Annotated in this window: 24 protein-coding genes; 10 read left to right on the top strand and 14 right to left on the bottom strand. The window is 62.7% G+C overall.

Translation table 11 applies throughout. The annotated features are described in order from the left end of the window. Window positions 1-39 precede the first annotated feature (39 nt). Together AC07YV_RS12545 and AC07YV_RS12540 are read right to left on the bottom strand one after the other, a co-directional pair. Window positions 40-201 carry a hypothetical protein gene (locus AC07YV_RS12545; RefSeq protein ID WP_167399505.1) on the bottom strand — a complete coding sequence of 54 codons (162 nt, stop codon included), beginning with the start codon at window positions 199-201 and terminating at the stop codon, window positions 40-42. A 109-nt stretch (window positions 202-310) separates the two neighbouring features. Beyond that, window positions 311-544 carry a DUF465 domain-containing protein gene (locus AC07YV_RS12540; protein ID WP_095966813.1) on the bottom strand — a complete coding sequence of 78 codons (234 nt, stop codon included), beginning with the start codon at window positions 542-544 and terminating at the stop codon, window positions 311-313. Between AC07YV_RS12540 and AC07YV_RS12535 the strand changes: the two genes are divergently transcribed. Together AC07YV_RS12535 and AC07YV_RS12530 are read left to right on the top strand one after the other, a co-directional pair. After that, entirely contained in the window at window positions 543-719 is a 177-nt protein-coding gene (locus tag AC07YV_RS12535; RefSeq protein WP_158248440.1) for a hypothetical protein, read from the top strand. The genes AC07YV_RS12540 and AC07YV_RS12535 overlap by 2 nt on opposite strands. A gap of 43 nt (window positions 720-762) precedes the next feature. After that, a complete protein-coding gene (locus AC07YV_RS12530; protein ID WP_102699689.1) occupies window positions 763-1,284 on the top strand; it encodes a DUF4142 domain-containing protein in 522 nt (173 codons plus the stop codon). Window positions 1,285-1,942: 658 nt separating this feature from the next. Here AC07YV_RS12530 and AC07YV_RS12525 read toward each other — a convergent pair. Beyond that, entirely contained in the window at window positions 1,943-4,054 is a 2,112-nt protein-coding gene (locus AC07YV_RS12525) for a hybrid sensor histidine kinase/response regulator (protein WP_102699690.1), read from the bottom strand. A 226-nt stretch (window positions 4,055-4,280) separates the two neighbouring features. After that, entirely contained in the window at window positions 4,281-4,970 is a 690-nt protein-coding gene (locus tag AC07YV_RS12520; protein WP_007973313.1) for a GntR family transcriptional regulator, read from the bottom strand. A 140-nt stretch (window positions 4,971-5,110) separates the two neighbouring features. Between AC07YV_RS12520 and AC07YV_RS12515 the strand changes: the two genes are divergently transcribed. The 8 genes from AC07YV_RS12515 (at window position 5,111) to AC07YV_RS12480 (ending at window position 13,693) form a co-directional block, all read left to right on the top strand. Further along, a complete protein-coding gene (locus AC07YV_RS12515; RefSeq protein WP_007973315.1) occupies window positions 5,111-6,196 on the top strand; it encodes an ABC transporter ATP-binding protein in 1,086 nt (361 codons plus the stop codon). Between the two features lies 1 nt (window position 6,197). Continuing rightward, window positions 6,198-7,115 carry an ABC transporter permease gene (locus tag AC07YV_RS12510; protein ID WP_015094870.1) on the top strand — a complete coding sequence of 306 codons (918 nt, stop codon included), beginning with the start codon at window positions 6,198-6,200 and terminating at the stop codon, window positions 7,113-7,115. Then, window positions 7,112-7,900, top strand: a complete 789-nt coding sequence (locus AC07YV_RS12505; RefSeq protein ID WP_007973320.1) for an ABC transporter permease — start codon at window positions 7,112-7,114, stop codon at window positions 7,898-7,900. The genes AC07YV_RS12510 and AC07YV_RS12505 overlap by 4 nt, the downstream gene beginning before the upstream one ends. Before the next feature lie 16 nt (window positions 7,901-7,916). Next, entirely contained in the window at window positions 7,917-8,999 is a 1,083-nt protein-coding gene (locus AC07YV_RS12500; protein WP_102674048.1) for an extracellular solute-binding protein, read from the top strand. A gap of 139 nt (window positions 9,000-9,138) precedes the next feature. Next, on the top strand, window positions 9,139-10,335 hold the full coding sequence (locus tag AC07YV_RS12495; RefSeq protein WP_102699691.1) for an amidohydrolase family protein: 1,197 nt from the start codon (window positions 9,139-9,141) through the stop codon (window positions 10,333-10,335). Beyond that, the gene (locus AC07YV_RS12490) at window positions 10,332-11,819 is read left to right on the top strand and encodes an amidohydrolase family protein (RefSeq protein WP_102699692.1); all 1,488 of its coding nucleotides are present in this window, start codon (window positions 10,332-10,334) and stop codon (window positions 11,817-11,819) included. The genes AC07YV_RS12495 and AC07YV_RS12490 overlap by 4 nt, the downstream gene beginning before the upstream one ends. Before the next feature lie 12 nt (window positions 11,820-11,831). Next, window positions 11,832-12,494 carry a flavin reductase family protein gene (locus AC07YV_RS12485; protein WP_102699693.1) on the top strand — a complete coding sequence of 221 codons (663 nt, stop codon included), beginning with the start codon at window positions 11,832-11,834 and terminating at the stop codon, window positions 12,492-12,494. A 242-nt stretch (window positions 12,495-12,736) separates the two neighbouring features. Continuing rightward, on the top strand, window positions 12,737-13,693 hold the full coding sequence (locus AC07YV_RS12480) for an alpha/beta fold hydrolase (RefSeq protein WP_102699694.1): 957 nt from the start codon (window positions 12,737-12,739) through the stop codon (window positions 13,691-13,693). 1 nt (window position 13,694) lies between these two features. On the opposite strand, the gene AC07YV_RS12475 is transcribed toward AC07YV_RS12480, so the two are convergent. The 10 genes from AC07YV_RS12475 to AC07YV_RS12430 all read right to left on the bottom strand — a co-directional run bounded on the left by AC07YV_RS12475 (window position 13,695) and on the right by AC07YV_RS12430 (window position 24,483). Further along, complete coding sequence (locus tag AC07YV_RS12475) at window positions 13,695-16,793, bottom strand: error-prone DNA polymerase (RefSeq protein WP_494990300.1); 3,099 nt, start codon at window positions 16,791-16,793, stop codon at window positions 13,695-13,697. Beyond that, window positions 16,769-18,184 carry a Y-family DNA polymerase gene (locus AC07YV_RS12470; RefSeq protein ID WP_102699696.1) on the bottom strand — a complete coding sequence of 472 codons (1,416 nt, stop codon included), beginning with the start codon at window positions 18,182-18,184 and terminating at the stop codon, window positions 16,769-16,771. Before AC07YV_RS12470 ends, AC07YV_RS12475 begins: the two co-directional genes overlap by 25 nt. 7 nt (window positions 18,185-18,191) lie before the next feature. Next, a complete protein-coding gene (gene imuA / locus AC07YV_RS12465; protein ID WP_007973327.1) occupies window positions 18,192-18,809 on the bottom strand; it encodes a translesion DNA synthesis-associated protein ImuA in 618 nt (205 codons plus the stop codon). Continuing rightward, entirely contained in the window at window positions 18,809-19,426 is a 618-nt protein-coding gene (gene lexA / locus AC07YV_RS12460; RefSeq protein WP_102699697.1) for a transcriptional repressor LexA, read from the bottom strand. The genes imuA and lexA overlap by 1 nt, the downstream gene beginning before the upstream one ends. Window positions 19,427-19,591: 165 nt before the next feature. Then, window positions 19,592-19,870, bottom strand: coding sequence for a DUF971 domain-containing protein (locus AC07YV_RS12455; protein ID WP_102699698.1), 279 nt, complete (start codon window positions 19,868-19,870; stop codon window positions 19,592-19,594). After that, the gene (locus AC07YV_RS12450; protein ID WP_102699699.1) at window positions 19,867-20,829 is read right to left on the bottom strand and encodes a HEAT repeat domain-containing protein; all 963 of its coding nucleotides are present in this window, start codon (window positions 20,827-20,829) and stop codon (window positions 19,867-19,869) included. Before AC07YV_RS12450 ends, AC07YV_RS12455 begins: the two co-directional genes overlap by 4 nt. Beyond that, a complete protein-coding gene (locus tag AC07YV_RS12445) occupies window positions 20,826-21,674 on the bottom strand; it encodes an ABC transporter ATP-binding protein (RefSeq protein ID WP_015094858.1) in 849 nt (282 codons plus the stop codon). Before AC07YV_RS12445 ends, AC07YV_RS12450 begins: the two co-directional genes overlap by 4 nt. After that, the gene (locus AC07YV_RS12440) at window positions 21,674-22,456 is read right to left on the bottom strand and encodes an ABC transporter permease (protein ID WP_102699700.1); all 783 of its coding nucleotides are present in this window, start codon (window positions 22,454-22,456) and stop codon (window positions 21,674-21,676) included. Before AC07YV_RS12440 ends, AC07YV_RS12445 begins: the two co-directional genes overlap by 1 nt. Window positions 22,457-22,594: 138 nt before the next feature. Then, on the bottom strand, window positions 22,595-24,001 hold the full coding sequence (locus tag AC07YV_RS12435) for an ABC transporter substrate-binding protein (protein ID WP_173900804.1): 1,407 nt from the start codon (window positions 23,999-24,001) through the stop codon (window positions 22,595-22,597). Between the two features lie 236 nt (window positions 24,002-24,237). Beyond that, window positions 24,238-24,483 carry a 4Fe-4S dicluster domain-containing protein gene (locus AC07YV_RS12430; protein ID WP_003180418.1) on the bottom strand — a complete coding sequence of 82 codons (246 nt, stop codon included), beginning with the start codon at window positions 24,481-24,483 and terminating at the stop codon, window positions 24,238-24,240. Window positions 24,484-24,502 lie beyond the last annotated feature (19 nt).

The following is a 24,502-nucleotide window of genomic DNA, read 5'->3' as shown; positions in this document are numbered from 1 at the left end:
CGCCGCCCGGAGCAAGCTCGCTCCCACAGGGGACGGTGTTCACTCTGGATCGATGTCGACACCTTCATCCTCCGGCCATTCATCAATGCCCGGCTCTTCCTCGGGATTGACCGTGGTGTGTTCGGGGCTCAGCGGTTCGGGATGAGTGGGTATCGGGTCGTAGCCACCCTGTTGTTCACTGGGATATTTGGGCTGGGTCATGAGGCACCTCGTTGAGAGCCGTGATATCGGTCTCTGAGCATTCGAGGTGCCGGTTCTGGTGGCCGTTCCAACTTTCCAGTCACCGATCGTCGGTGTCAGGCACGCTGGATCAGGACCGCAACTGGAGTTGTTTGACGATCTTGTCCTTGACCTCCAAGCGCTTCGCCTTGAGCTTCGTCACCGCATCATCGCTGGATTTGGCCTCCTCCGCTTTCACCACTTCGGCATCAGCCAGGGAATACTTGTTGATCAGTGAATCCAGTAACGGATCCTTGGTGCGTTTCTGCTGGATTTCTTCCTTTGTGCAACTCAGATCCTGAAAAAGGTCATGGGGCACCGGCATGGAACACCTCCGTTTGTTAATCGGTAGCAAACGCCGACTGATTGCGTTCACCAACTATCAGAATGGCCTCGGTTGGCCCGTTCTGTCGACCATCTGTCAGACCAGCGGTGCCCGTTCGTCGTCCTTTCGCAAATGCGATAAAACCTTTGCCTGCGCCGCCGCCTCCACCGGTTAACGATCACTCGATCACCTTTGAAAACCTGTGCGGAGAATCACCAATGGACTCACTCATCGTGCGTCACCTGGCCCTGGTTATTGCAATGAGCAGCTGCATGGGCAGTGCCCTGGCTGCCACTTCCAATGACTTTGTCGACAAAGCGGCCGCCGGCGGCATCGCCGAAGTCGAGACCAGCCGGCTGGCCCTGGAAAAAAGTGCATCTGCCGACGTCAAGAAATTCGCCAACATGATGATTACCGATCATTCCAAGGCCAACGATGAACTGGCCGCCCTGGCGAAAAAATTCGACATCGAAGTGCCGGACAGCACGACGCTGACCAAGCAAGCCAAGGAAAAAATCCTCGACATGCGCGACGAATCCTTCGACGCGGCCTATGCCGACAACCAGGTCAAGGCCCATGAAGAAACCATCGACCTGTTCAAGAAGGAAGCCAATACGGTGACGGACGACCGGGTCAAGGGCGCCACCGAGCTCAAGGGCTTTGCGCAAAAAATGCTGCCGGCACTGGAAAAACACCTGAAAATGGCGAAAAAACTCCAGGCCGCCCATCCGAGCAAGTAACTGTGCCATCCATGCACATTGTAGAAGCTGATTTGCTCATGAAAGCGAGGAAACATCCAACACCATTGCTGCCTGACACTCCACCTTCGCGGGCAAGCCCACAGGTGCCTACCGGCCGACCTGGTACTCCCTGTAGGAGCTGCCGAAGGCTGCGATCTTTTGATTTTGATTTTTGACCATGTCGAAGGGGGCGGAAGATCAAGATCAAAAGATCGCAGCCTTCGGCAGCTCCTACAGGGGGGAATGTGTTTAGTCGAAAGAGATAAGTCAGCCATAAGGCCGCCCGTGTACAACCCACCACTCAACAGGCCGAGCGTTAGCTCGCCTGCCGCTCTTGATCTTGATCCACCCGCCCCCTCGGCAGGCTGAGCGGAGGTGTTCATCCGGGGATGGGCGCGCAGCGCCGTTCGACGCAGTCGAACTCATTGCATGTAGGTCGAAGCGAAGCCGACCGGAGGGCAATGCCCCCGGATGAATACCGGAGCGAAGGAACCCCGAGCCTAGGCGAGGGGCCGTACGTAAGGGGCGAGACTTTTTGGTTCCTTTTGTGTCGTTTGACAAAAGGGACTCGCCGTAAGGGCGAAACCATAAGCCGCCGTTACCGCAGCAATGGATATGTACACAGTCACCAAAAGACAGGCCGCCTGCGGAAATGTTGTCAGCCACCAAGAACTGTCCGCACCATTTGCGTCAACGCTTCAGGACTATAGGGTTTGCTGAGCAAATGAGTATCCGGACTCAGCTGGTGATTGCGCGAGATGATGTCGCGGGTATGCCCCGAAGTGAACAGCACCGCCACCGGCGGCTCCTGCACTTTCGCCCAGGCCGCCAGGTCCGAACTCTTGATCAGGCCGGGCATGACCACGTCGGTGAATATCAGGTCCACCGTCACCCCTTCCAGCAACATTTGCATGGCGACGTCTGCGTTGGTAGCCGTGAGGACTTGATAACCCTCCTCACCCAACAACTCCACCGCCGACACTCTCACAGCCTCATTGTCCTCGACCACCAGGATGCGTTCGTGCCCGCCCCGTTGCGGCATATCGGGGCCCGGCGTTTCACTGGGTACCGCGCGCAAGGTGCGCGGAAAGTACAACTGCACCCGGGTCCCCCGTCCCACGTCACTGGCGATTTCGATATGACCGCCACTCTGCTTGACGAAGCCAAACACCATGCTCAAGCCCAATCCGGTGCCCTGTCCGTCGGCCTTGGTGGTGAAGAATGGCTCGAACACCTGAGCCAGCACCTGTGGCGGCATGCCGACGCCGGTATCCGTCACGGACACCCGCACATAGTCCCCCGGGGCAATGCCCCTACCGGCGCAAAACTTGTGATCGAGGACGAGGTTTTCCGCGCACAGGTCAATCCTGCCCTCACCTTGAAGGGCGTCACGGGCATTGATCGCCAGATTGAGAATGGCGTTTTCCAATTGGTTGCGATCAACAAACACATTCCAGGAATCCTCGGGGGCCGTCATGTGAACCTGAAGGGTTTCACCCAGGGCACGCAGCAACAACTCCGCCAGGCCATCGAAAATCTGCCGCAATGTGAAGACCGCGGGCGACAACGGTTGACGGCGGGCGAACGCCAGCAATTGCGAAGACAGCTTGGCACCGCGCTCGACGGCGGCAATCGACGCCGAGACCCGACGCTGCACATTGGCGTTACCCCGCTCATGGCGCGCCAGCAAGTGCAGGTTGCCGGCGATCACTTGCAGCAGGTTATTGAAGTCATGGGCCACACCGCCAGTAAGGCCGCCGATGGCTTCCAGCTTCTGTGACTGGCGCAATTGATCTTCCGCCGCCAGCCGTGCCTCGACCTCATCGGCCACCCGCTGCTCCAGGTTGCGGGTGAACTTGAGCAGGGACTCTTCGGCGGTCTTGCGTTCGTGGATGTCGATCAGCACGCCGGGGAAACGAAACGCCTCGCCCTGTTCATTGAACTCGCAACAGCCACTGGCGAGTATCCAGAGGTAACTGCCGTCGGGACGCAGGATCCGGTATTCGACGTTATAGGGCTCGCCCGTCTCCACCGACAATCTGACGCGTTCCCGGACCCAGCTGCGGTCATCTGGATGGATGCGGCTTTCTGCGATTTCCTGGGACAGGTTTTCCAGGTCTTGCCCGAGGGGATAGGAAAACGTGCGGGCGAAACGCTCATCGCCCGACAGCACGTTGGCCTTGATGTCCCAGACAAAGGAGCCGAGCAATGCACCGGCGTTCAGCGCCAGGCGCACCCGTTCGTTGTCGGCGCGGTAGGCGTCTTCAGCCGCCTGTCGCCGATGTTCGGAGATCACCCGCTCCGTGGTTTCCACCACCATGGCCATGACCCCGGCCGGGCGTCCGTCATCGTCGGCTACCGGGCTGTAGTAGAGGTCCATCCAGACATCTTCCGGAACCCCGTCGCGCAGCAGCACCAGTTCCTTGTTGCGAAAGGACAAGGTGCCGCCCGCCAGGCAGGTGTCGACCACGTGGCGATTGAATTCGGCGACCTCGGGCCAACCCAGTTCCACGGCGGAGCCGAGCAGGTACGGATGACGCCCACCGGCAAACTTGGAATAAGCGTCGTTATAGATCATGTACCCGGACTGGCCCCAGAGCATCACCATCGGCAGCGGCGAGGCGAGCATCAACTGCACCGCGCTGCTCAGGCTCCTGGACCATGAGTCGAGCGGGCCAAGCTCGGTCTGGCTCCAGTCGAACGCACGAATGCGCCCGGCCATTTCGCCGTTCCACCCGGCACACCCGTGGCTATCCGCTAGAAACTGCATCGGCTGGCTCTATCCCGGTAAATGGCACCCGTTTGTTTCGAGCATCCCGGGCGCGATTCGTTTCATAGAGGTATAGCTGATTCTGGCGGGCTACCGGAGATCCCCTGTGGGAGCGGGCTTGCTCGCGAAAGCGATGTACCATTCAACATCTTCGTCTGCTGATACACCGCTTTCGCGAGCGAGCCCGCTCCCACAATTCGGTCCTCAGTAACCGAGAGGCCGTGCACTACACCTCAATCAAATGCTTAAGCGGGTTGTAGCTGCTTTTCAGGGTCGCCGCGACATCCAGAATGGCCTTCTCGATGCCATTCAAATGCATGCAGGTCAGTTCGATGGCCGCGCTCTGGTTGCCCGCTTCGATGTACTCGATCAACCGCAGGTGTTCATCGTCACGGCAGGCTTCGTGGCTGTCGTCATCGAGCGCGGCGGCATACAGCGAGGCCCGGGAAATCAGCTTCTGGAACCAGTCGAGCAATACCGGATTGTTCAGGCTGCGGGCCAGTTTGATGTGGAACTCGCCGAGCAGGTGAATCAGCCGTTCGTGATCACCGCTTTGATGCGCTTCATCTTCCAACAGCAGGTGATCACGCAGATCCTGGGTCACCGCCGTATCACGGCGACGGCACAGTTCACTGACGATGCCGATCTCGACCAGGCGCCGGGTTTCGAACAGCGAGCGGATCTCCTCGTCACTGGGCAATGACACCGATGCACCTTTATTGGGCTCGGTGGTGACCAACCCATCGGCCTCCAACTGCTTGAGCGCAGCCCGCACAGACGTGCGGCTGACGTTGAACAGCTCGGCCAGCGAGGCTTCGCCCAGCTTCATCCCCGGACGCAGCGAACGCTTGCTGATCGCCTCGTAAACCCCTTGGTAGACGCGGTCGACCGTGGTTTCCAGTTTCTTTTCCGTCATTCATCAACTCCTTGCGCCCTGTGCAAACGCCCCTGGCGAATGATCAGCCTTTGAAAAAGGGGCTTGCACGAGCAGGTTAATCCGGGTATTTCTAAATTGCATCCAGATTTTGCATACAATAATTAGAGGAATGCACCATTATGGGTCATCCAGTTGCAATTGAAGTGCGAAACGTCTCCAAACGATATTCCGACGACCCTGGGCTGGCGCCAGCCCTGGACAATGTTTCTGTCGACATCGCCGACAACGAATTCTTCACCCTGCTCGGCCCCTCGGGCTGTGGCAAGACCACCCTGCTGCGCACCATTGCCGGCTTCGAGCACGTCAGCGACGGTGAGATCCGCCTCGCGGGCGAGCCGGTCAACGATTTGCCGCCGTTCAAGCGTCGGGTCAACACGGTGTTCCAGAGTTACGCGCTGTTTCCGCACATGAGTGTTGCGCAGAATATCGCCTTCGGCCTCGAGATGCAGGGCCTTGATCGCAAACTGATCCCGCAGCGGGTCGAGGAAATGCTCGCGCTGGTGCAAATGCAGCACCTGGCCAGACGCAAACCGGCCGAACTGTCCGGCGGCCAACAGCAACGGGTGGCTCTGGCCCGGGCCCTGGCGCCGAAACCGAAAGTACTGTTGCTCGATGAGCCGCTGTCGGCGCTGGACCTCAAGCTGCGCAAGGAAATGCAGGTCGAACTCAAGCGCGTGCAAAAAGAAGCCGGGATCACCTTCATTTTCGTCACCCACGATCAGGAAGAAGCGCTGACCCTGTCCGATCGCATTGCCGTGATGTCCGCCGGCAAGATCCTGCAAATCGGTACGCCCAACGAGATCTACGAACGTCCGCAGCACCAGTTCGTCGCGCAATTCATCGGCGACATCAACTTCCTCCCCGGGCACCTCAAGCGCGGCCAGCAGAACGAAAAGCTCTTCGTGCCCAACGGCATGCCCGTGGAAATCCCCTGCCCGGCCCAGGGCTTTGACGGCAGCAAGGTGCAACTGGCGTTCCGCCCCGAGCGTTCGCAACTGGTCGAGCCGTCGCAGCCCCATCACCTGCGCGGCGTGATCGAGGCCGTGCTGTACGTCGGCACGGCCACGCTCTATCAGTGCCGCTTGAACAACGACATCAAGGTCATGCTGCGCGAGAACAACGAAGGCCTGAGCCACGGGCGGGTGGTGGGCGATCGCGTCGCGGTCAACCTGCCGCCCCACGCCTGCCTGCTGATGGAGGCCTGAGATGAGCGTCAGCAGCACTTCCCCGGCCCTCAACCGCGCGCTGTTGCTCAGCCCGGTCGTCCTGACCCTGCTGGCCCTGATCGCCATTCCGCTGGGCATCATGGGCTACATCAGCCTGTTGCCGCGCAACGTCTATGGCGGCGTCGACTGGCAGGCCGACTGGCAATTGCAAAGTTATGTGCAGCTGTTCTTCCAGGAAGGTTTCGACGGCGAACTGGAACTGAACTGGGTCTACGCCCAGGCGTTGTTGCGCTCGGTGTTCCAGGCCGGCGGCACCACAGTCCTGTGCTTCCTGTTCGGCTTCCCGGTGGCGTTGTGGATGTCGAGCCTGACGCCGCGCCGACGCAACCTGATGGTGTTGCTGATCACCATCCCGTTCTGGACCAACCTGCTGATCCGCAACTATGCGTGGCTGATCATCCTGCGCGAACACGGCTGGGTCGCCCAGAGCCTCAACGCGCTGTTCCCCCAGGCCGGCGGCATCACCCTGCTCTACAACGACTTCGCGGTCAGCGTCGGCCTGGTCTACAGCTTCCTGCCGTTCATGATCCTGCCGATCTACTCGACCCTGGAGAAACTCGACTGGCGTCTGGTGGAAGCCGCCTACGACCTGGGCGCCAACCGCTGGCATGCGTTGCGGCGGATCATCTTGCCGCTGTCGATGCCGGGGGTGATTGCCGGTGCCTTGCTGGTGTTCGTGCCGAGCCTGGGTGCCTTCATTACCCCGGCGATCCTCGGCGGTGGCAAGACGCTGATGATCGGCAACCTGATCCAGCAGCAGTTCGGCACCGCACGCAACTGGCCGCTGGGCAGTTCGCTGTCGTTCCTGCTGCTGGGGATCATGTTGCTGTCCCTGGTGCTCTACGCCCTCTATAGCCGCAATGCCGCCAAGACCCAACGCCCAGGAGCCCAAGCATGATTGCCCTGCACCTGAAGAAACTGCCGCTGACCCGTGAAGTCAGCCTGTTGATGCTGGCCTATCTGTACCTGCCGATCTTCGTGCTGATCGCCTACAGCTTCAACGCCAACCGTTCGGCGACGGTGTGGACCGAGTTCTCGTTCGCCTGGTACGGACGCATCCTGGCCAACCCGTCGATCCAGACCGCGGCGTTGAACTCGATCATCGTCGCCAGCATCGCCACCGTCTGCGCCACGGCGATTGCCCTGCTTGCGGCGCTGGCGACGTACCGGCCGTTCTACGGACAGAAAATGGTCGAAGGCGGGATCAACCTGCCGCTGATCCTGCCGGAGATCGTCACAGCCGTCGCCACCCTGCTGCTGTTCATGGCGCTGGGAATCAAGCTCGGCCTGCTGACGGTGATCATCGCCCACATCGGTTTTTGCATCCCCTTTGCCTACCTGCCGATCCGCGCGCGGCTCAATGACCTGGACAAGAGCCTGCTGGAAGCGGCGAACGACCTGTACGCCAACCCCTGGCAGGTGTTTCGCCGGGTGACCTTGCCGCTGCTGTGGCCGGCGGTGCTGTCCGGTTCGGTGCTGGCGTTCGTGGTCAGCCTCGACGATTTCATCATGACCTTCTTCGTCGCGGGGCCGGGTTCGACCACCTTGCCGGTGTACATCTTCTCGGCGATCAAGGCCGGCGTGACGCCGGAGATCAATGCGATTTCGACCCTGATGCTGGTGATATCCATCGTGCTGGTGGTGCTGGCCTTCTGGCTGGGACAGCGCGGCAAACAACAATGAGCCTGGAGACTTCTTTATGAGCAAGAAAGTGAAAAGCCCCCGTTTTGCTGCTGCCAGTTTCGCCGTTGCCGGTCTGGCCTTGAGTTGCTTCACCGCGTTCGCTGCGTCCAGCGCCCAGGCCGCAGAGCCCAAGGAGCTGTTCTTCTACAACTGGACCGATTACTACCCGGTCGACCTGCTGGCCAAGTTCGAAAAGGAGACCGGCATCAAGGTCACCATGGACGGCTACGACAGCAACGAAACCCTGCTGGCCAAGTTGCAGGCCGGCGGCGCGGCGTACGACGTGATCGTGCCGTCACAATCGATCATGCGCACGTTGATCAACCAGGACCTGCTGCTGGAAATCGACGCCTCGGCCCTGCCCAACTTCCAGTACGTCAAGCCGGCATTCCGCGACCCGAGTTTCGACCCGGGCCGCAAGTTCTCGGCACCGTACCTGTGGGGCACCACCGGGTTCTCCTATGACAGCGCCCGGGTACCCGGCGGCAAGCTCGACGACTCGTGGAAAGAGTTCTTCGAGCCACGCAAGGAACTGCAAGGCCAGCTCGCGGCCCTCGACACCTCCAGCAGCGTGATCAACGCCGCCAGCCACTACCTGAATGTCGACGAATGCAGCGAAAACCCGCAGGACGCCAAGCGCATCCTCGAACTGCTGCAAAAACAGAAACCCTTCCTGAAGATGTACAGCTCGGACAACACCGTCGACCGCATGGCCTCCGGTGAAGTGATCATGATGCAGAACTGGAACGGCTCCACTGCCCGCGCCACCCTGCAGAAGAGCACCATCAAGTACGTGTATCCGAAGGAAGGCCTGGCGATGTTCCAGGACAACTTCGCCGTACCGAAGAGCGCGCCACACCCCGGCAACGCGAAGATTTTCATCGACTGGATGATGAAACCGGAAAACGCCGCCGCCGTGTCCAACGCCATCGCCTACGCCAACGGCATCCAGAGCGACAAGCTGATCGACGCCAAATGGCGGGTGATGGATGCCATCAACATGCCCGACGAATTCGCCTCGCGCCTGCGTCCTGAAAAGGAATGCAGCAACAAGGCGCGGGAGCTGCAGGACCGCATTTGGGCGAAGCTCAAGGGCTGATTGTTTGACTTGAAACCGAGTCGCGGCCATCGCGAGCAAGCTCGCTCCCACAGGGATTTTGTGAACGCCGAAGATCCACTGTGGGAGCGAGCTTGCTCGCGATGAGGCCCGCCCAGACACCATAAAATTGAGGTTTGCAATGAATCACCCCCGCTGGCTGCGCAACGTGCACCCCTACGGCTCCCCCGCCGAAGACCTGCTGATCGAAAACGGCCGGTTCACCCAACGCCGTCCGGCTTCGAACGTGGCCCTGTCCGCCACCGACATCGACGGCCAGAACCTGTTGCTCACCCCCGCCCTGGTGGAAAGCCACGTCCACCTGGACAAAACCCTCTGGGGCCAGCCCTGGCGCCCCAACAGCGCCGGCCCGACCCTCAAGGACTACATCGCCAACGAACGGCGCATCCTGCGTGAAGTCACCACCCCCATCGCCCAACGAGCCGGCGCCCTGCTGGAAAACTGCATCGCCCGCGGCTCGCTGACCATGCGTTGCCACGTCGACATCGACCCGGAGTTCGGCCTGCGGCATGTCGAGGCCATGCAGCAACTGCGCGAACAATACCGCGACCTGATCGACCTGCAACTGGTGGTGTTCCCGCAAACTGGCCTGATCAGCCGCCCCGGCACCGCCGAACTGATGCGCGAAGCCATGGCTCTGGGCGTGGAGAACGTCGGTGGCCTGGACCCGTGCGGCATCGACAACGACCCGATTGCCCAACTGGATTTCGTCTTCAAGCTGGCCAGCGAATTCGACCGTGGCGTCGACATTCACCTGCATGACAAGGGCGAACTGGGCCTGTGGCAGATCGCCCTGATCGCCGACTACACCGAGCGCTTCGGCCGTCAGGGCCAGGTGATGATCAGCCATGCCTACTGCCTCGGCATGCTGCCGTGGAGCCAGGTCAAACCGGTGGCCGAGCGCCTGGCGACACTGGGTATTTCGCTGATGAGTTCGGCCCCGGCCGATTGCGCGGTGCCACCGTTCCTGGCCCTACGCGAAACCGGCGTAAATGTATGTTTGGGCTCGGACGGCATTCGTGATGCCTGGTCACCCATGGGCAACGGCGACATGCTGGAGCGCGCGATGCTGCTGGCGTTCCGTTTCGATTTGAACAAGGACGAAGAACTGGCGGCGGCGTTCGACGCGGCAACTGTCAACGGCGCCCAGGCGCTGGGTTGCGCAGCCAATCGCCTGGAGATCGGCCAGCCAGCGGACTTCCTGCTGATGCCCGTGCAAACGTTGGGTGAGGCGGTGGTTTCGCGACCACCGCGTCAAGTCTATCGCGCGGGTCGTTTGATCGCGGCAGGCGGTCGTTTGCTGGAAAGCCGTCTGTGAAGCGCATCGGCTTGCGGGCCAGTTGCGTGGTCGGCTTCGACGGCACGCAGCATGTGCTGTGGCGCGACGGCGAAGTGGTGTTCGAAGGCTCGCGCATCGAGTTTGTCGGGCGCGGTTTTCCGGGCCCGGTGGATCAGTGGATCGATTACGGCAACGCGCTGATCGGCCCCGGTTTCATCGATCTGGATGCCCTTGGCGATCTTGATTCCACGGTACTGACCCTGGACAACGGCGACGAGCGCAACATGGGTCGGATGTGGTCGGCGCAGTATCTGGCGCGCGGATCGCGGGAAAGTTACAGCCCCGAAGAAGAAGTCTTCAAATACCGCTATGCCTTCACGCAACTGATCCGCAACGGCATCACCACGGCCATGCCGATCACCTCGATGTATTACCGCGAGTGGGCCGAGACCTACGACGAGTTCGCGGCGGTAGCCGGCGTGGCGACCGAGTTGGGGCTGCGCACTTACCAGGGCCCCTGCTACATGAGCGGCATGAGTTACTGGCGCGCCGATGGCAGCCTGGCGCACCACTGGGACGAAGCCCGGGGCATGGCCGGCCTCGATGCCGCCGAACGGTTTTTCCGGGATTTCGACGGCGCGAACAACGGCCTGATTCGTGGTGCGCTGTTGCCCGATCGCATCCAGACCTGCACCCCGGCGCTGCTGCAACGCACCGCCGCGCTGAGCCGGGAACTGAACGCACCGATGCGTTTGCACTGTTGTCAGGGCCTCGGTGAAGTGGCGATGGTCGAGCAACTGCGCGGCACCTCGCCGCTGGGCTGGTTGCAGCAACTCGGGCTGCTGAACCCGCGCAGCCTGCTGCCCCACGGCATCTACACCCAGGGTGATGACGACCTGCAACGTGTGGTGGATGGCGGCGCGAGCCTGGTGCACTGCCCGGTGGTGTTTGCCCGGGACGGCGAGGCATTGAATTCGTTTGGCCGCTATCGCGCCAAGGGCGTCAACTTCGCCCTCGGTACCGACACCTGGCCGGCGGACTTGCTCGACAACATGCGCCAGGGCCTGAACATCGCCCGGCTGATGGAGGGCGGCAACTCGCTGACCAGCACACTGGATATGTACAACGCCGCGACCCTTGGCGGCGCCAAGGCACTGGGGCGTGACGATCTCGGCCGACTGGCACCGGGCTGCAAGGCCGACATCAGCGTGTTCAACCTGCGCGGGATGCACCTGGGGCCTTTGTTCGACCCGCTGAAAAATCTTGTACTGGCCGGTCGCGGCGACGACTGCATCGCCAGCTACATCGATGGCCGCTGCGTGATGCAGGACGGCCAGGTCGAGGGCGTCGACTACCCCGCCCTGCAACGCCAGGCCCAACGCCAATTCGAAAAACTGATGCGCAGCCACAGCGACCGGGCCTTCGGCCAACCGGACTGGAAAAGCCTGTTCCAGCCGGCCATCCCGTTCGCCGACGACTACAGCGCACAGACGCCACTGAGCGCGATCGAGCCTCTCCTTTAGGGAATTCTGCCTATGCAAAGCTTTGACTTCAGCACACTGAGCCCACGGGACAAATACAAGATTCTGATCGGCAGCGTCGTGCCACGACCGATTGCCCTGGTCACCACCGTCGACGGCGAAGGCCGGATCAACGCGGCGCCGTTCAGCTTTTTCAATGCGCTGTCGGCCGATCCGCCCATCCTCGCCCTTGGCGTGGAAAACTACGGCGACCAAAGTCCCAAGGACACCACCCGCAATATCCAGCTCAATCAGGAATTCACCGTCAACATCGTCAGCGACGCGCTGGTGGAGGCCATGAATGTCTGTGCCGTGCCCTTCGCCCCCGGCTTCGACGAACTGACCGCCGCCGGCCTCACCGCCATCCCCGGCACCACGGTCAAATGCCCGCGCATCGGCGAAGCCCCGGTGGCACTGGAGTGTCGACGGATGATGGCGCTGTCCATCGGCCAATCCCGGGAGATCATCTTTGGTGAAGTGCTGATGGCGCATGTGCGTGACGAACTGATCGACCCGAAAACCCTGTACATCGATCAGTTGGGGCTTGATGCGATCGGACGCATGGGCGGGCATGGCTATGCGCGCACGCGGGATTACTTCGATTTGCCGACACGTTCGTTGCAGGCGTGGACGGATGCCCCCGGCGGTGGCGAGCGGTTTTGGCCACAGGCCAAATAGTTTCTGTAGCTGCATACGTTCCATGTAGGAGCTGCCGAAGGCTGCGATCTTTTGATCTTGCTTCTGGCGGCTTCAAGACCGCTGAAAATCAAAAGATCGCAGCCTCCGGCAGCTCCTACAGAAGTTGCGGTTGAAATTCGAGGTCGTACATTTTTCAGGTGCCAGCATTGCCGCCGTACCCCATCCCCCATCAAATCCTCCCTCTTGCTTCTCAGCTCACCCGTCATCAGGATCTCAAAGACATGGATGCCCTTCGCCATCAGACACGAAGCCGGCGACTCACCCGCCTGCTCAGCGCAATAGTCGCCGCTACCACGCTCGCAGTCCTGGGCGCCGCCCAGGCAACTCCCCGGACAGACTTCCCCTTGAAGACCAGGTCGATCCTGGCAGGTGACACGACCTGGTCGTACTACGAAAGCGCAAAAAACGGTCCGGCACTCTTGCTTGTACATGGCTTTTCTTCAAACAAGAATGTCTGGCGCACGCTGGGCGAGGACCTCGGCTCACGCTTTCATGTGATCATTCCCGACCTTCCCGGCTGGGGCGAGTCAACGCGCCTTGCAGGTGAAAATTACGACATTGATGCACAAGCCGCACGGCTCAATGATTTTCTGCTTGCGCTCGACCTGCGTGAAATCAATCTGGTCGGCCACTCCATGGGCGGTGCCATTGCCGGAGTGTTTGCCGCCCAGAGGCCGGAGCGCATTGCGCGCCTGGTGCTGATCAGCCCACTGGGATTGAGCTTTGTCGAAAACGATTTCATCCGGGCATTGAATGCGGGTGACAACCCGTTTATCTACGATGACCGTGCCGGCGTCGAACGCACTGCCCGACTTGTCTACCTCGATCCTCCCAAAATGTCTGATCAGGAAGTGGAGGATGCGATTGCAGGCAATCGGCGCCAACGCAGCTTTATCGAGTCCTCCCTGGCGCAGATCCGTCCGCCGTCCCAATGGCTCGCGCTGGCCCCTCGGCTGGCGCAGCTCACCATGCCGGTACTTGGCATCGGCTGCCGCGAGGATAAGGTGATCGATATCTCCGCCCTGGAGACCCTGCAAAACGGTCTGCCCGATGGTCGGGGCGGACAGGCTGTCACCCTTGAAGGTTGCAACCACTTGCCCATGATCGAACGCCCTGTGGCAACAGGGCAGCTACTCACCGACTTTGCTGCCGACACTCGACGCCCTGAAGCCCTGTGACTCAATGAAAGTCCCGGCTACGCACAGTGATGCCATCGAGCAATGCACTCAGGTCACTCAAGCGTCCGGCTATCAGATGCCGGACCTCGCCCTCCTTCTCCCAGCGCCCATCGACCTTGAGCAGCTGCGAGCCGACCAGCACCTGGCGCTGGCGCTCGGCCAGGTCGCGCCACACCACCACGTTGACGTTGCCGAACTCGTCCTCGAGGGTGACGAAAGTCACGCCGCTGGCGGTGGCCGGGCGTTGCCGGCCGGTGACCAGACCGGCAACACTGACCGGCCGACCGTGCTCGACGTCCAGCAATTCTTTTGAACTGCGGCAGCGCCGCGCCTTCAACTCACCCCGCAACAGGGCCAGCGGATGCGGCCCGAGAGTGGTGCCGACACTGGCGTAATCGGCCTGCAGGTCCTCGCCCACGGTGGGTTTTGGCAGCGCCACCGCGTCCTCTTCCTGGCTCGGCAGGCCGGCAAACAACCCCAGCTGTTTTTGTACCCCGGCCACTTCCCAGCGCGCCCGGTGCCGGTCGCCGGCCAGGCCACGCAACGCACCGGCATCGGCCAGTTGCTCCTGGGCGCGGGCATCGAGTCGCGCCCGCTCGCCGAGGTCGGCGATGTCGGCGAACGCGCCTTGCGAACGGGCCACTTCGATGCGTCGGGCATCGTCCTCGCGAAAGCCCTTGATCATGCGTAACCCCAAGCGAATCGCCGGTTGCGCACCGCTGATCGGCTCCAGGCTGCAGTCCCAGTCACTGGCGCGCACGTCCACCGGGCGAACCTGCAAATGATGACGCCGAACGTCCTGCAGAATCTGGTCCGGGCTGTAGAACCCCATCGGCCAGCTGTTGATCAGCGCACAGGCGAAGGCCGCCGGCTCGTGGCATTTCAACCAGCAACTGGCGTAAGTCAGCAAGGCAAAGCTGGCGGCGTGGGACTCGGGAAAACCGTAGCTGCCAAAGCCCTTGATCTGCTCGAAGATCTGCGCGGCGAACTCGGCGGTGTAGCCGTTCTTCTTCATGCCGGCGGCCAGCCGCTCCTTGTGCGGTTCGAGCCCGCCGTGGCGTTTCCAGGCGGCCATGGAGCGGCGTAGCTGATCGGCCTCGCCGGGGCTGTAGTCGGCGGCGACGATGGCAATCTGCATCACCTGCTCCTGAAACAGCGGCACGCCAAGGGTGCGCTTGAGCACCACCTCCAGTTCCGGCGACGGATACGCCTCCGGCTCTTCCTTGTTCCGTCGCCGCAGGTACGGGTGCACCATGCCGCCCTGGATCGGCCCTGGCCGAACGATGGCGACCTCGATCACCAGATCGTAAAACGTCCTGGGCCTGAGCCTCGGCAACATCGACATCTGCGCCCGGGACTCGATCTGGAACACGCCGATGGTGTCGGCCCGACCGATCATTTCGTAGGTGGCCGCATCCTCGGGCGGGATGGTCGCCAGGCTCAGGTCCAGGCCCCGGTGCCGGCGCAGCAGATCGAAACATCGACGAATCGCGCTGAGCATGCCCAGCGCCAGGATGTCGACCTTGAGCAGGCCCACGGCGTCGAGGTCATCCTTGTCCCACTGGATGATGGTGCGCTCGGCCATGGCGGCGTTTTCCACCGGCACCAGACTGTCCAGCGGCTGCTCGGAAATCACGAAACCGCCGGGGTGCTGGGACAAATGCCGGGGGAAGCCGATCAACTGCCCCGTCAGGCTCAGCACCCGGTGCAGCACCGGGCTCTCTGGGGCAAAGCCACCTTCACGCAGGCGTTCGACGGGGGGCGTTTCATCGCTCCAGTGACCGCAGCAATCGGCCAGGGCGTTGATCTGGTCCGGCGGCAAGCCCAATGCCTTGGCCACATCCCGTACCGCACCGGCGGCGTGGTAAGTGCTGACCACCGCCGTCAGCGCGGCGCGGGCCCGGCCATAACGCTGGAAGACGTACTGCAAGACTTCTTCGCGGCGTTCATGTTCGAAATCGACGTCGATGTCCGGCGGTTCGTTACGTTCCCTGGACAGAAAGCGCTCGAACAACAACGTGGTGCGATCCGGATCGATTTCGGTGATCCCCAGGGCGAAGCACACTGCCGAGTTGGCGGCAGAACCCCGCCCCTGACAAAGAATCTGTTGTTGGCGGGCAAAGCGGACGATGTCGTGGACCGTCAGGAAATAACTTTCATAGCCCAGTTCCGCGATCAGTTGCAGCTCTTTATCGATCTGCACCAACACTTCGTTTTTCGGCCCTTTTGGCCAGCGCCACTCGATGCCTTCCTCGGTCAAATGACGCAGCCACGAGGTGGCCGAGTGCCCTTGCGGCACCAGCTCGCGAGGGTATTGATAACGCAGCTGGCCGAGGTCGAAGGTGCAGCGCCGGGCAATGACCAGCGTTTGCGCCAGCAAGTCTGGCGGGTAAAGCGCCTGCAGTACGTCGAGACTGCGCAGATGGCGCTCGCCGTTGGGGTGCAGGCGCAACCCGGCATCGGCCACCGGCAGGTGGTGACGGATCGCGGTCATGGTGTCCTGCAAGGCCCGGCGCCCGCGTGCGTGCATGTGCACATCGCCACTGGCCACGGCTGGAATTCGCAGTTCCCGAGCCAGTGTGAGCAAATCGTTCAGGCGTTGCCCATCGTCCTGACCGCGATGCAACTGCACCGCCAGCCACAGGCGTTCGCCGAAGACCTGCTTGAGCCAGTGGCCCTGTGCAAAGGCATCGACAGCGTCCGGCACCCACAACGCCAATAGCCCCGGCAACGGTTCGCCGAAGTCTTCGCGCAGCACCTGATACTGGCCTTTGTGCGTGCGGCGCCGGGCGCGGGTGATCAATCGGCACAGCGCCTGATAGCCCTCGAGGCTCTCCACCAGCAGCACCAGTTTCGGACCGTTCTCGATGCGTATTTCACTGCCGATGATCAGCGGCAACTCCACGGACTTCGCCGCTTGCCAGGCACGAACGATGCCCGCCAGGGTGCATTCGTCGGTGATCGCCAGGGCTTGGTAACCCTGTTTTTTCGCGCGCTGGAACAGCTCGAGGGCACTGGAGGCACCGCGCTGGAAACTGAAGTTCGACAGGCAGTGCAATTCGGCATAGTCGCGGCTCATGCGAACCAGCCCTGCAACCACAACGGGCCGTCCTCGCCGACCGCCCGGTAGGCCCAGCCCTGTTGGCCGGCACGGGTTTCGATCAGGTAATAGTCACGGCGTACGTCGTCACCGTCCCACCAGCCGGACTCGATACGCTCCGGCCCCATGAGGATGCGCGCCGAGCCCTGGTGCACGGCCAGCGGCTCGGTCAGCAGCCAGCCCGGCCGCTTCACGGCGCCCAGCGCTGCGCAAGGCTGGCTGTCGGCACTGGCCTGCCACGCGCACTCGGGGCGATGATCGGCCTGGAAGCGCAGGCCATGCACCGCGTCATCCCCCAGCCGTGCCCGCAGGCGTTCGCGCAGTTGCTCCCAAGGCAAGGACTGCTGCGGGCGATCGTCGAACAGCTCCTGATGCTGGGGCACGAAGGTCGGCAAATCCTCGGCACACAAGCGAAAGCCGCGCACCGGCGCCTCGACCTGGACGTGCTCCAGCCGCCCCCGGGCCAGTTCGAAGAGCATCGCCGGATCACGCTCGGCGCTGAGCAGGCCGACCTTGATCAGCGTATCGGGCAACCCGGCGTGCTCCAGATGCAGGTCGAAACGCTGTACGCCGCTGTCGCGACCGCAGAGGAACGCCGACAGGTCGCCCGTCAACCGGCGCAACGGAAACAGCAGGGCTTGATGGGACTGCACATCGAAATTGAGCTCGATACGCACATCGAAGCGGTCCGGTGGCAGGTAAAAGGCCAGCGCCAGCCGCCGCGTGCCAAGCAACGCATCCAGGTGCTTGAGCACCTGGGCCTCGAAACGCCGGGCCAGGCTCTGCCGGGGCAACGCCTGCACCTGGCTCAAGGTGCGCAGGCCCATGCGCGACAAGGCCGTGGCAACCTGTGCCTCGAGGCCGATCCGGTCGACGGGCATCTGCCCCAGGTGATGCTGCAAGGCTTGATCATCCGGCACCACCAGGCCGTCATAGGCATTGGCCAGCACCCGCGCCGCCACCGGGTTGGGCGCGGCCACGATGCGGTGCCGAAACCCCAGTTCGCCAAGCTCACGGCGCAAAAGCGCTTCGAATTGCGGCCAGGCGCCGAACAGGCCGAGGCTGGACTCGATCTCGAACACCACGGCCCGGGGGTAATGCACGCTGACCTGGGAACTGAAGCGATAGGCCCAGGCGGCGAGAAACTGCTGCCAGCGCTCGATTTCACCGACGTCGTATTCAGCCGTGGCAAACCCCTTGCTCAAGGCCTGTGCCGCGCTCATGGACTGGCCGGGACGCAAACCCAGCGCCCGCGCCGCAGCGTTGACGGCCTGCAGCACCCGGCGCTGGGCCGGGCCGGTCAGCAACGCCAGGGGTTCATCAGGATCGGCGCGCTGACGCAATGCCGCGTCCAGCGCCAGTTGCGGGAAAACAATGCAGACCCAGCGCATGGCAACCTCAATGCCCCACGGCGAAGGCAATCGGCGCCGAACGGGCCAGGCCGCCGCGGCACTTGAGCACGCGTAGCTGTGCCGGCCGGGCATCGATGGCGATGCGCAGGGCCGCCGGCGAAGGGTTGATCGCTTCACTGAGGGGACGATAGGCGAAGGCCAGGGTCTGGCCGGTTTCCGCCGCCACCTGCAAGCGGCGCAAGGCACGGTCGTCGGCCTTGTGCGGCCAGCACAGCACCGCGCCGCAACTGCCCGAACGCAGGCATTGTTCCGCGGCCCACAGCGCATCGCGCTCGCTGGCCCGGATGATCGACAACTGACGCAGATCGACCCCGGCGCCCTGCCACGCCTGGGGATACGGCACATAAGGTGGCGCCACCAGCACAATGCGTTCGCCCGCCGCCGACAGCCGTGCCAGCGTCGGCCACACCAGTTGCAACTCGCCCACGCCCTGCCCGGCCAGCAGGATTTCCGTCAGCGCCGCCTCCGGCCAGCCGCCGCTGGGCAATGCCGCGTCCAGCGCGGCATGCCCGGTAGGTTGCGGGCTGGCGGCCGGCGGCGCAGGCCGGCCCCTCCAGACCTGGCCGCCATTGAACAGCGTATCCAGCGCAACGACGGCACCCATCAGCCTTGCCTCACCAGGCCACAGAACACGCCTTCGATGGCCAGGTCCTGATCGGCGTGCACAATGATCGGCTGGTAGGCCGGGTTGCGCGGCAGCAGGCGAACCACATCGCCGACCCGCTCGAAGCGCTTGATGGTGACTTCACCGTCGAGCCGCGCCACGACGATCTGACCGTTGAGCGCCTCGGGGTTGCGGTGCACGCCCACCAGATCGCCGTCGAGAATACCGTCCTCGATCATCGAATCACCGCGCACCCGCAACATGTAGTCCGGCACCCGCGAGAAGAGCGACGGATCGAGCAGCAAGCGGCTATGGATTTGCGCATCGACCCCGATCGGCGCACCGGCCGCCACCCGACCAAGCACCGGGATGTCCAGCAACTCGGGACGCGGTGGCTGCCCGAGCAGGCGAATGCCCCGGGCCTGATGCGGGTTGACCTCGATAAACCCGGCTTCGGTCAGCGCCAGCACATGCTTGCGCGCCACACTGCGGGAGGCGAAACCGAACGCCTCGCTGATCTCGGCGAGGCTCGGAGGCTGACCGTGCTCGGCGATGCGATCGCGGATGAAGGTCAGGATGGCGGTACGGCGGGGAGTCAGAGTCGTCATGGAGTACATTTGTACTCTTTTGGCTTTTACCTGGCAAGAACCGTCAATCATCTGGTGGCAGGACCAGTGACCTGTGGGAGCGAGCTTGCTCGCGATGGTCTTTCATTCAACATGTGTATCGACTGACCGAGCCTCATCGCGAGCAAGCTCGCTCCCACATTGGACTTCAGTGACTCAAGAGGTGAGTTGCGCCAGATACGCCCACGGATAAATCCCCCGCTCATGTCCATCGCTGAAGACCAGTTGCAGGCCATAGCCCTGCGGGTTCAGTTCGATCACGCACACCCGGGCATCCACCAACGGCGCCATCCCCCGCATACGAAACGCCCGGCACTGCGAACACGGGCACTGCCGGCGCAACTCGGCGTGGTCCAGCAGTTGTTCACGACCATCGGGCCAGTTCAGTCGCAACTGCTGTTTGATACGGGAATTGCCAACCGCCAGCGGATTCATTGCAGTTGACTCAAGGCAATGCGCACGGCCTTGCGCACTTCTGGGTCGCCGTCGTGTTGTGCGGCCTGCAATGGTGCAATGGCCCGTGGGTCGTTGAGTTCGCCGAGGGCCAGCGCGGCTTCCTTGCGCAGGTTGCTGATGCGATGACCGAGGGTGTCGATCAGCGCTTCGAGCGCCGGTACATAACGCAAGCGACCGAGGCTGCGGGTGGCGCGCAGACGCACCTGCCAGTAATCGTCGCCCAAGGCGTCGACCAGGGCCGGGCCGGCGTCGGGGTGGCCGACCTTGCCCAGGGTGGTGGCGGCTTCTTCGCGGACTTGCCAGGCAGCGTCCCGCAAGGCCTGGCGCAGGGCCGGCAGCACCTGTGCGTCAGACGCCAGGCCCAGCGCCCCGGTGGCGGCACGCCGCACGTCGGTGTCCGGGTCGGCGCTGGCCAGACGCGCCAGTGCCGGCAAGGCATCAAGCTGCTTGAGCCAGCCGAGCACCCCCACTGCCTCGCGGCGCACGCTGGCGCTTTCATCGTCCAATGCCCGGGCCGCCGCATCGGCGGCATCGGGGCAACGCAACTCGCGCAACGCCCTGAATGCGGCAATGCGTACGCCGCTGTCGGCATGCCCGGTCCACGGCAGAATGACCCGGCCCGCCGCTTCGCTCTTGAGCAGGCTGAGGCTTTGCGCAGCGGCCGCCTGCACTGCCTGGGATGGATCCGTCAGGGCCTGGCACAAGGCTTCGACCACGGGCGCGTCCTCCCAGGCTTCCAGCAACCGGGCGGCTTCGGCGCGGACCTCGGCTATCGGGTCTTCGGCCAGTCGATCGATCAACCACAGGAGGCCGTCCGGTTCCTCGAGATCGGCCAGCTCGATCAGCGCGATCCGGCGTACGCCGGGGTCGTCATCGGTCAGGCGTGGTTGCAGGGCCAGAATGTCGTCGTTGTCGGTTACATCAAATAGAGAGGTCATAGGGCAAATCGCGGCAGTTTGTTTTCAGGGGGAAGTCCGAGCGGGTTCAGGCGCGGCAGTTGCCGGCCGTCTTCGTGCCGCAGGAGTTCAAGGCAATGGCGTTTCAGATGCGAGAATTCAGGACGGGTCATCAGCTCCGTGCTGCGCGGCCGGGGGAAGTCCAGGCGCAGGTCTTCGATGATTCGCCCGGGGCGCGAGCTCATGACCAGCAAACGGTCGGCGAGGAACAGCGCTTCGTCGATGTCATGGGTGACAAACACCACGGTGGTGCGGATGCGCGTCCAGATGTCCAGCAGCAGTTCCTGCATGTTCAACCGGGTCAGGGCATCGAGGGCGCCAAAGGGCTCGTCCATCAGCAACAAGCGCGGACGGTTGACCAGCACCCGGGCGATTTCCACCCGCTGCTGCATGCCGCCGGACAGTTGGTCGGGCCAGCGCCCGGCAAACCCTTCGAGGCCCACCAGGGCAAGGATTTCATCCGCCGCCTTGAGTCGTTCGACCTTGCCGACGCCACGCATTTTCAGGCCGAACGCCACGTTGTCACGCACCGTGCGCCAGGGAAACAGCGTGTGCTGCTGGAACACCATGCCCCGTTGTGGCGATGGCCCCGACACCGGCGCGCCATCCACGCTCAAGCTGCCGGTGCGCGGTTGCAGGTGACCGGCCAGCGCCCCGAGCAAGGTGGATTTACCGCAACCGGACGGCCCGAGGATGCACACGAACTGCCCCGGTTCGATCTGGCAGTCGAGGCCCTGCACCGCTTCGAAAGCCCCGTGGCCCTCGCCCAGGCTGATCGACAACCCGCGGATATCGATACGTCCTTCCAGGTGTTGAAAAACGCTCATCAGGCTTTTCCTCGTGGTCGATGCCAAGGCGTGAACAGCCCGCCCAGACGCTTGATCAACAGGCTGCTGCCCATGCCGAGCACGCCGATCAGCAACATGCCGACGACGATGTCGGCGTAGTTCTGGATGGTGTAGGACTCCCAGGTGTAATAGCCGATGCCGAATTGGCCGGAGATCATTTCCGCCGTCACCAGGCAAAACCACGAGGTGCCCATGCCGATGGCCAGGCCGGTGATGATGCTGGGCGCCGCGCCCGGAAGAACGACCTCCAGCAGGATGGCCCGGCGCCCTGCCCCGAGGCTTTTCGCCGAGGCGATCAGCCGTGGGTCGACGCCTTCGACGCCGTGCACGGTGTTGAGCAGGATCGGGAACAGGGCGCCGGTGAAGGTGATGAACACCATCGACAGTTCCGACGAGGGAAACATCAGGATCGCCAGGGGAATCCACGCCACGGCCGGGATTGGCCGCAGGACTTCCAAAGGTGGCAGCAACAGATCTTCGGCCCATTTCGAGCGACCGATGGCCAGGCCCAGGGCGACGCCTATGATCAGCGCCGCGAGGTAGCCGGCGAATACCCGGCCGAGGCTGCTGCCCAGGTGCTGGGCGAGTTTGCCGGAGTCGCCCAGGCCGAGGGCGGCTTCAATGACCGCCAAGGGTGTCGGGACGTTGGCGAAGGTCACCAGGCCGAGGTTCCAGTGGTGGCTGGCGGCGAGTTGCCAGAACAGCAGACAGAGCAGCAGTGAAGCGGCTCTGGGAATCCAGCGTAAAAATGATCGGTACACAATTCTTCCTCACAACCCTGGACCCTTGTGGGAGCGGGCTTGCTCGCGAAAGCGGTCGGACATTCCACATTGATGTCGACTGACCCACCGCTTTCGCGAGCAAGCCCGCTCCCACATTTGATCGAGTCGTTCTAGGGATTAGCGAGCGGCTACGACCTGGGTCGTGGCATCGGAGAAGTCGAATACCTTGCCGCCCTGGGCCGTGGCGAACTGTTGGGCCTGGCCTTTGAGCAGGAACGCGCTCAGCCGCCCTTTCCCGTCGGTGGCAAACCACGCCTGATCCGCCAGCAACTTGATCCCGCTGTCGCTGGCCTGGGTGTACACCGCACGGATGCTCTTGCCTTCCTGCTTCAACGCTGTCAGCGCGGCAAATGCCGACTCCGCCGAGGCGTACTGACGGACTTTCGGCTCGCCACGCACCCAGATTTCCGCCACATGACTGAAGTCGGTGATGGCTTTGCCGCTTGCCGCATCGACGGCCTTGAGTGGCGACTGCTGGTAATTTCCAAGCTGCGCGCTGTAGTCCAGGTTCGAGGCCTTGAAGGCAGCGCGGATGTACTGGTCGTCGATGAAGGTGTTGAGATCGAGACCGCGATCAGCCTTCTTCAACAGCTTGAGGGTATCGATGGCGGTGCCCACGGCCTGGCGGTATTCCGGCTTCCAGCTCAGGTCGCGGGTCTGAACGCCGAGGGGGCCATGGAACAGGTAGTTGACCTCGGCATCGACCCCGGTGACCTTGGCGATCAACTCGCTGTATTTCTCCGGTTCAGCCGCCAGCAGCTGGTTGGCTTCGATGCTCGCCCGCAGGTAGGCGATGACGATTTCCGGGTACTTTTTCGCATAGGCCTGATCGACCAGCGCACCGTGGAAGGTCGGCGCATCGGCCTGGGAACCGTCATAGATCTTGCGGGCGAAACCACGGCTGGGGAACAGCTCGGCGAAGGGGACGAAGTCGGCGTGAGCATCGATCTTGCCGGCCTGCAACGCGGAGCCGGCGACTTCCGGCGGCTGGGCGATGATGTTCACGTCCTTGAGCGGGTCCCAGCCCTGGGCCGCGACGGCGCGCAGCAGCATGCCATGGGCGGTGGAAGCGAACGGCACGGAAATGGTCTTGCCCTTGAGTTCGGCCAGCGACTGCACGCCCGACGCACTCGGCACCACGATGCCGTTGCCACTGCCCTTGGTGCTGCCCGACAACACGCTGATGAACAGGCTGTGCTTACCCGCCGTTTCGAAGGCCACGCCGTTGAACGCACCGGGGAAATCGGCCATGGCGCCGAAGTCGAGTTTGCCGGCGACCATCTCGTTGGTCAGCGGTGCGCCGCTGGTGAAGTTTTTCCACTGCACCTCGTATTGGGCGTCTTTGTAGGGGCCGTCGTGGGGCAGGTATTTGTCCAGCAGGCCGAGTTCGCGTATCAACAGGCCACCGGCGGCGCAGTTGATGGTGGTGTCCTGGGTGCCGATGGCAATGCGGATGGTTTCGGCCGAGGCCGACAGGGTGAAGGAAGCCAGTACCAGACCGGCCAAAGCTGCACGCAACATCATGAGTGTTTCCCCTCGAATCATTTATAGGATGTTCGTCTCCGCCACGATCAGGGCGTGGTGGGAAACGAGGGGTGTTCTGGATCAGGCGTCCGGTGGTGGCCGGATGGCTTTTTGGGTTGTTTGAACTCGATTCACTGTGGGAGCGGGCTTGCTCGCGAAGGCGGACTGACATTCAACATTGATGTCGACTGACCCACCGCTTTTGCGAGCAAGCCCGCTCCCACATGGACGGTATTTCAGCGCAGTAAATAGGGAATCTCTACTTTCACCGCCCCGGTCGGGCAATCCTTTTCACAGGGCATGCAGTACCAGCATTCGTCGAACGCCATGTAGGCCTTTTGTGTGGCCGGGTTGATCGCCAGCAGGTCCATCGGGCAAACGTCGACGCACACGGTGCAGCCTTTGTGGGCGATGCATTTGTCTTCATCGACCGTGACCGGTGCGTTGGAGCGGAAGAAGATTTCCTGGGGTTGGTAAGCCATGTTCGGTCTCTCTCTGGTT

The sequence above is a fragment of the Pseudomonas sp. GW456-E7 genome (assembly GCF_059424105.1).
This window is presented reverse-complemented; position numbering and strand designations above follow the sequence as displayed.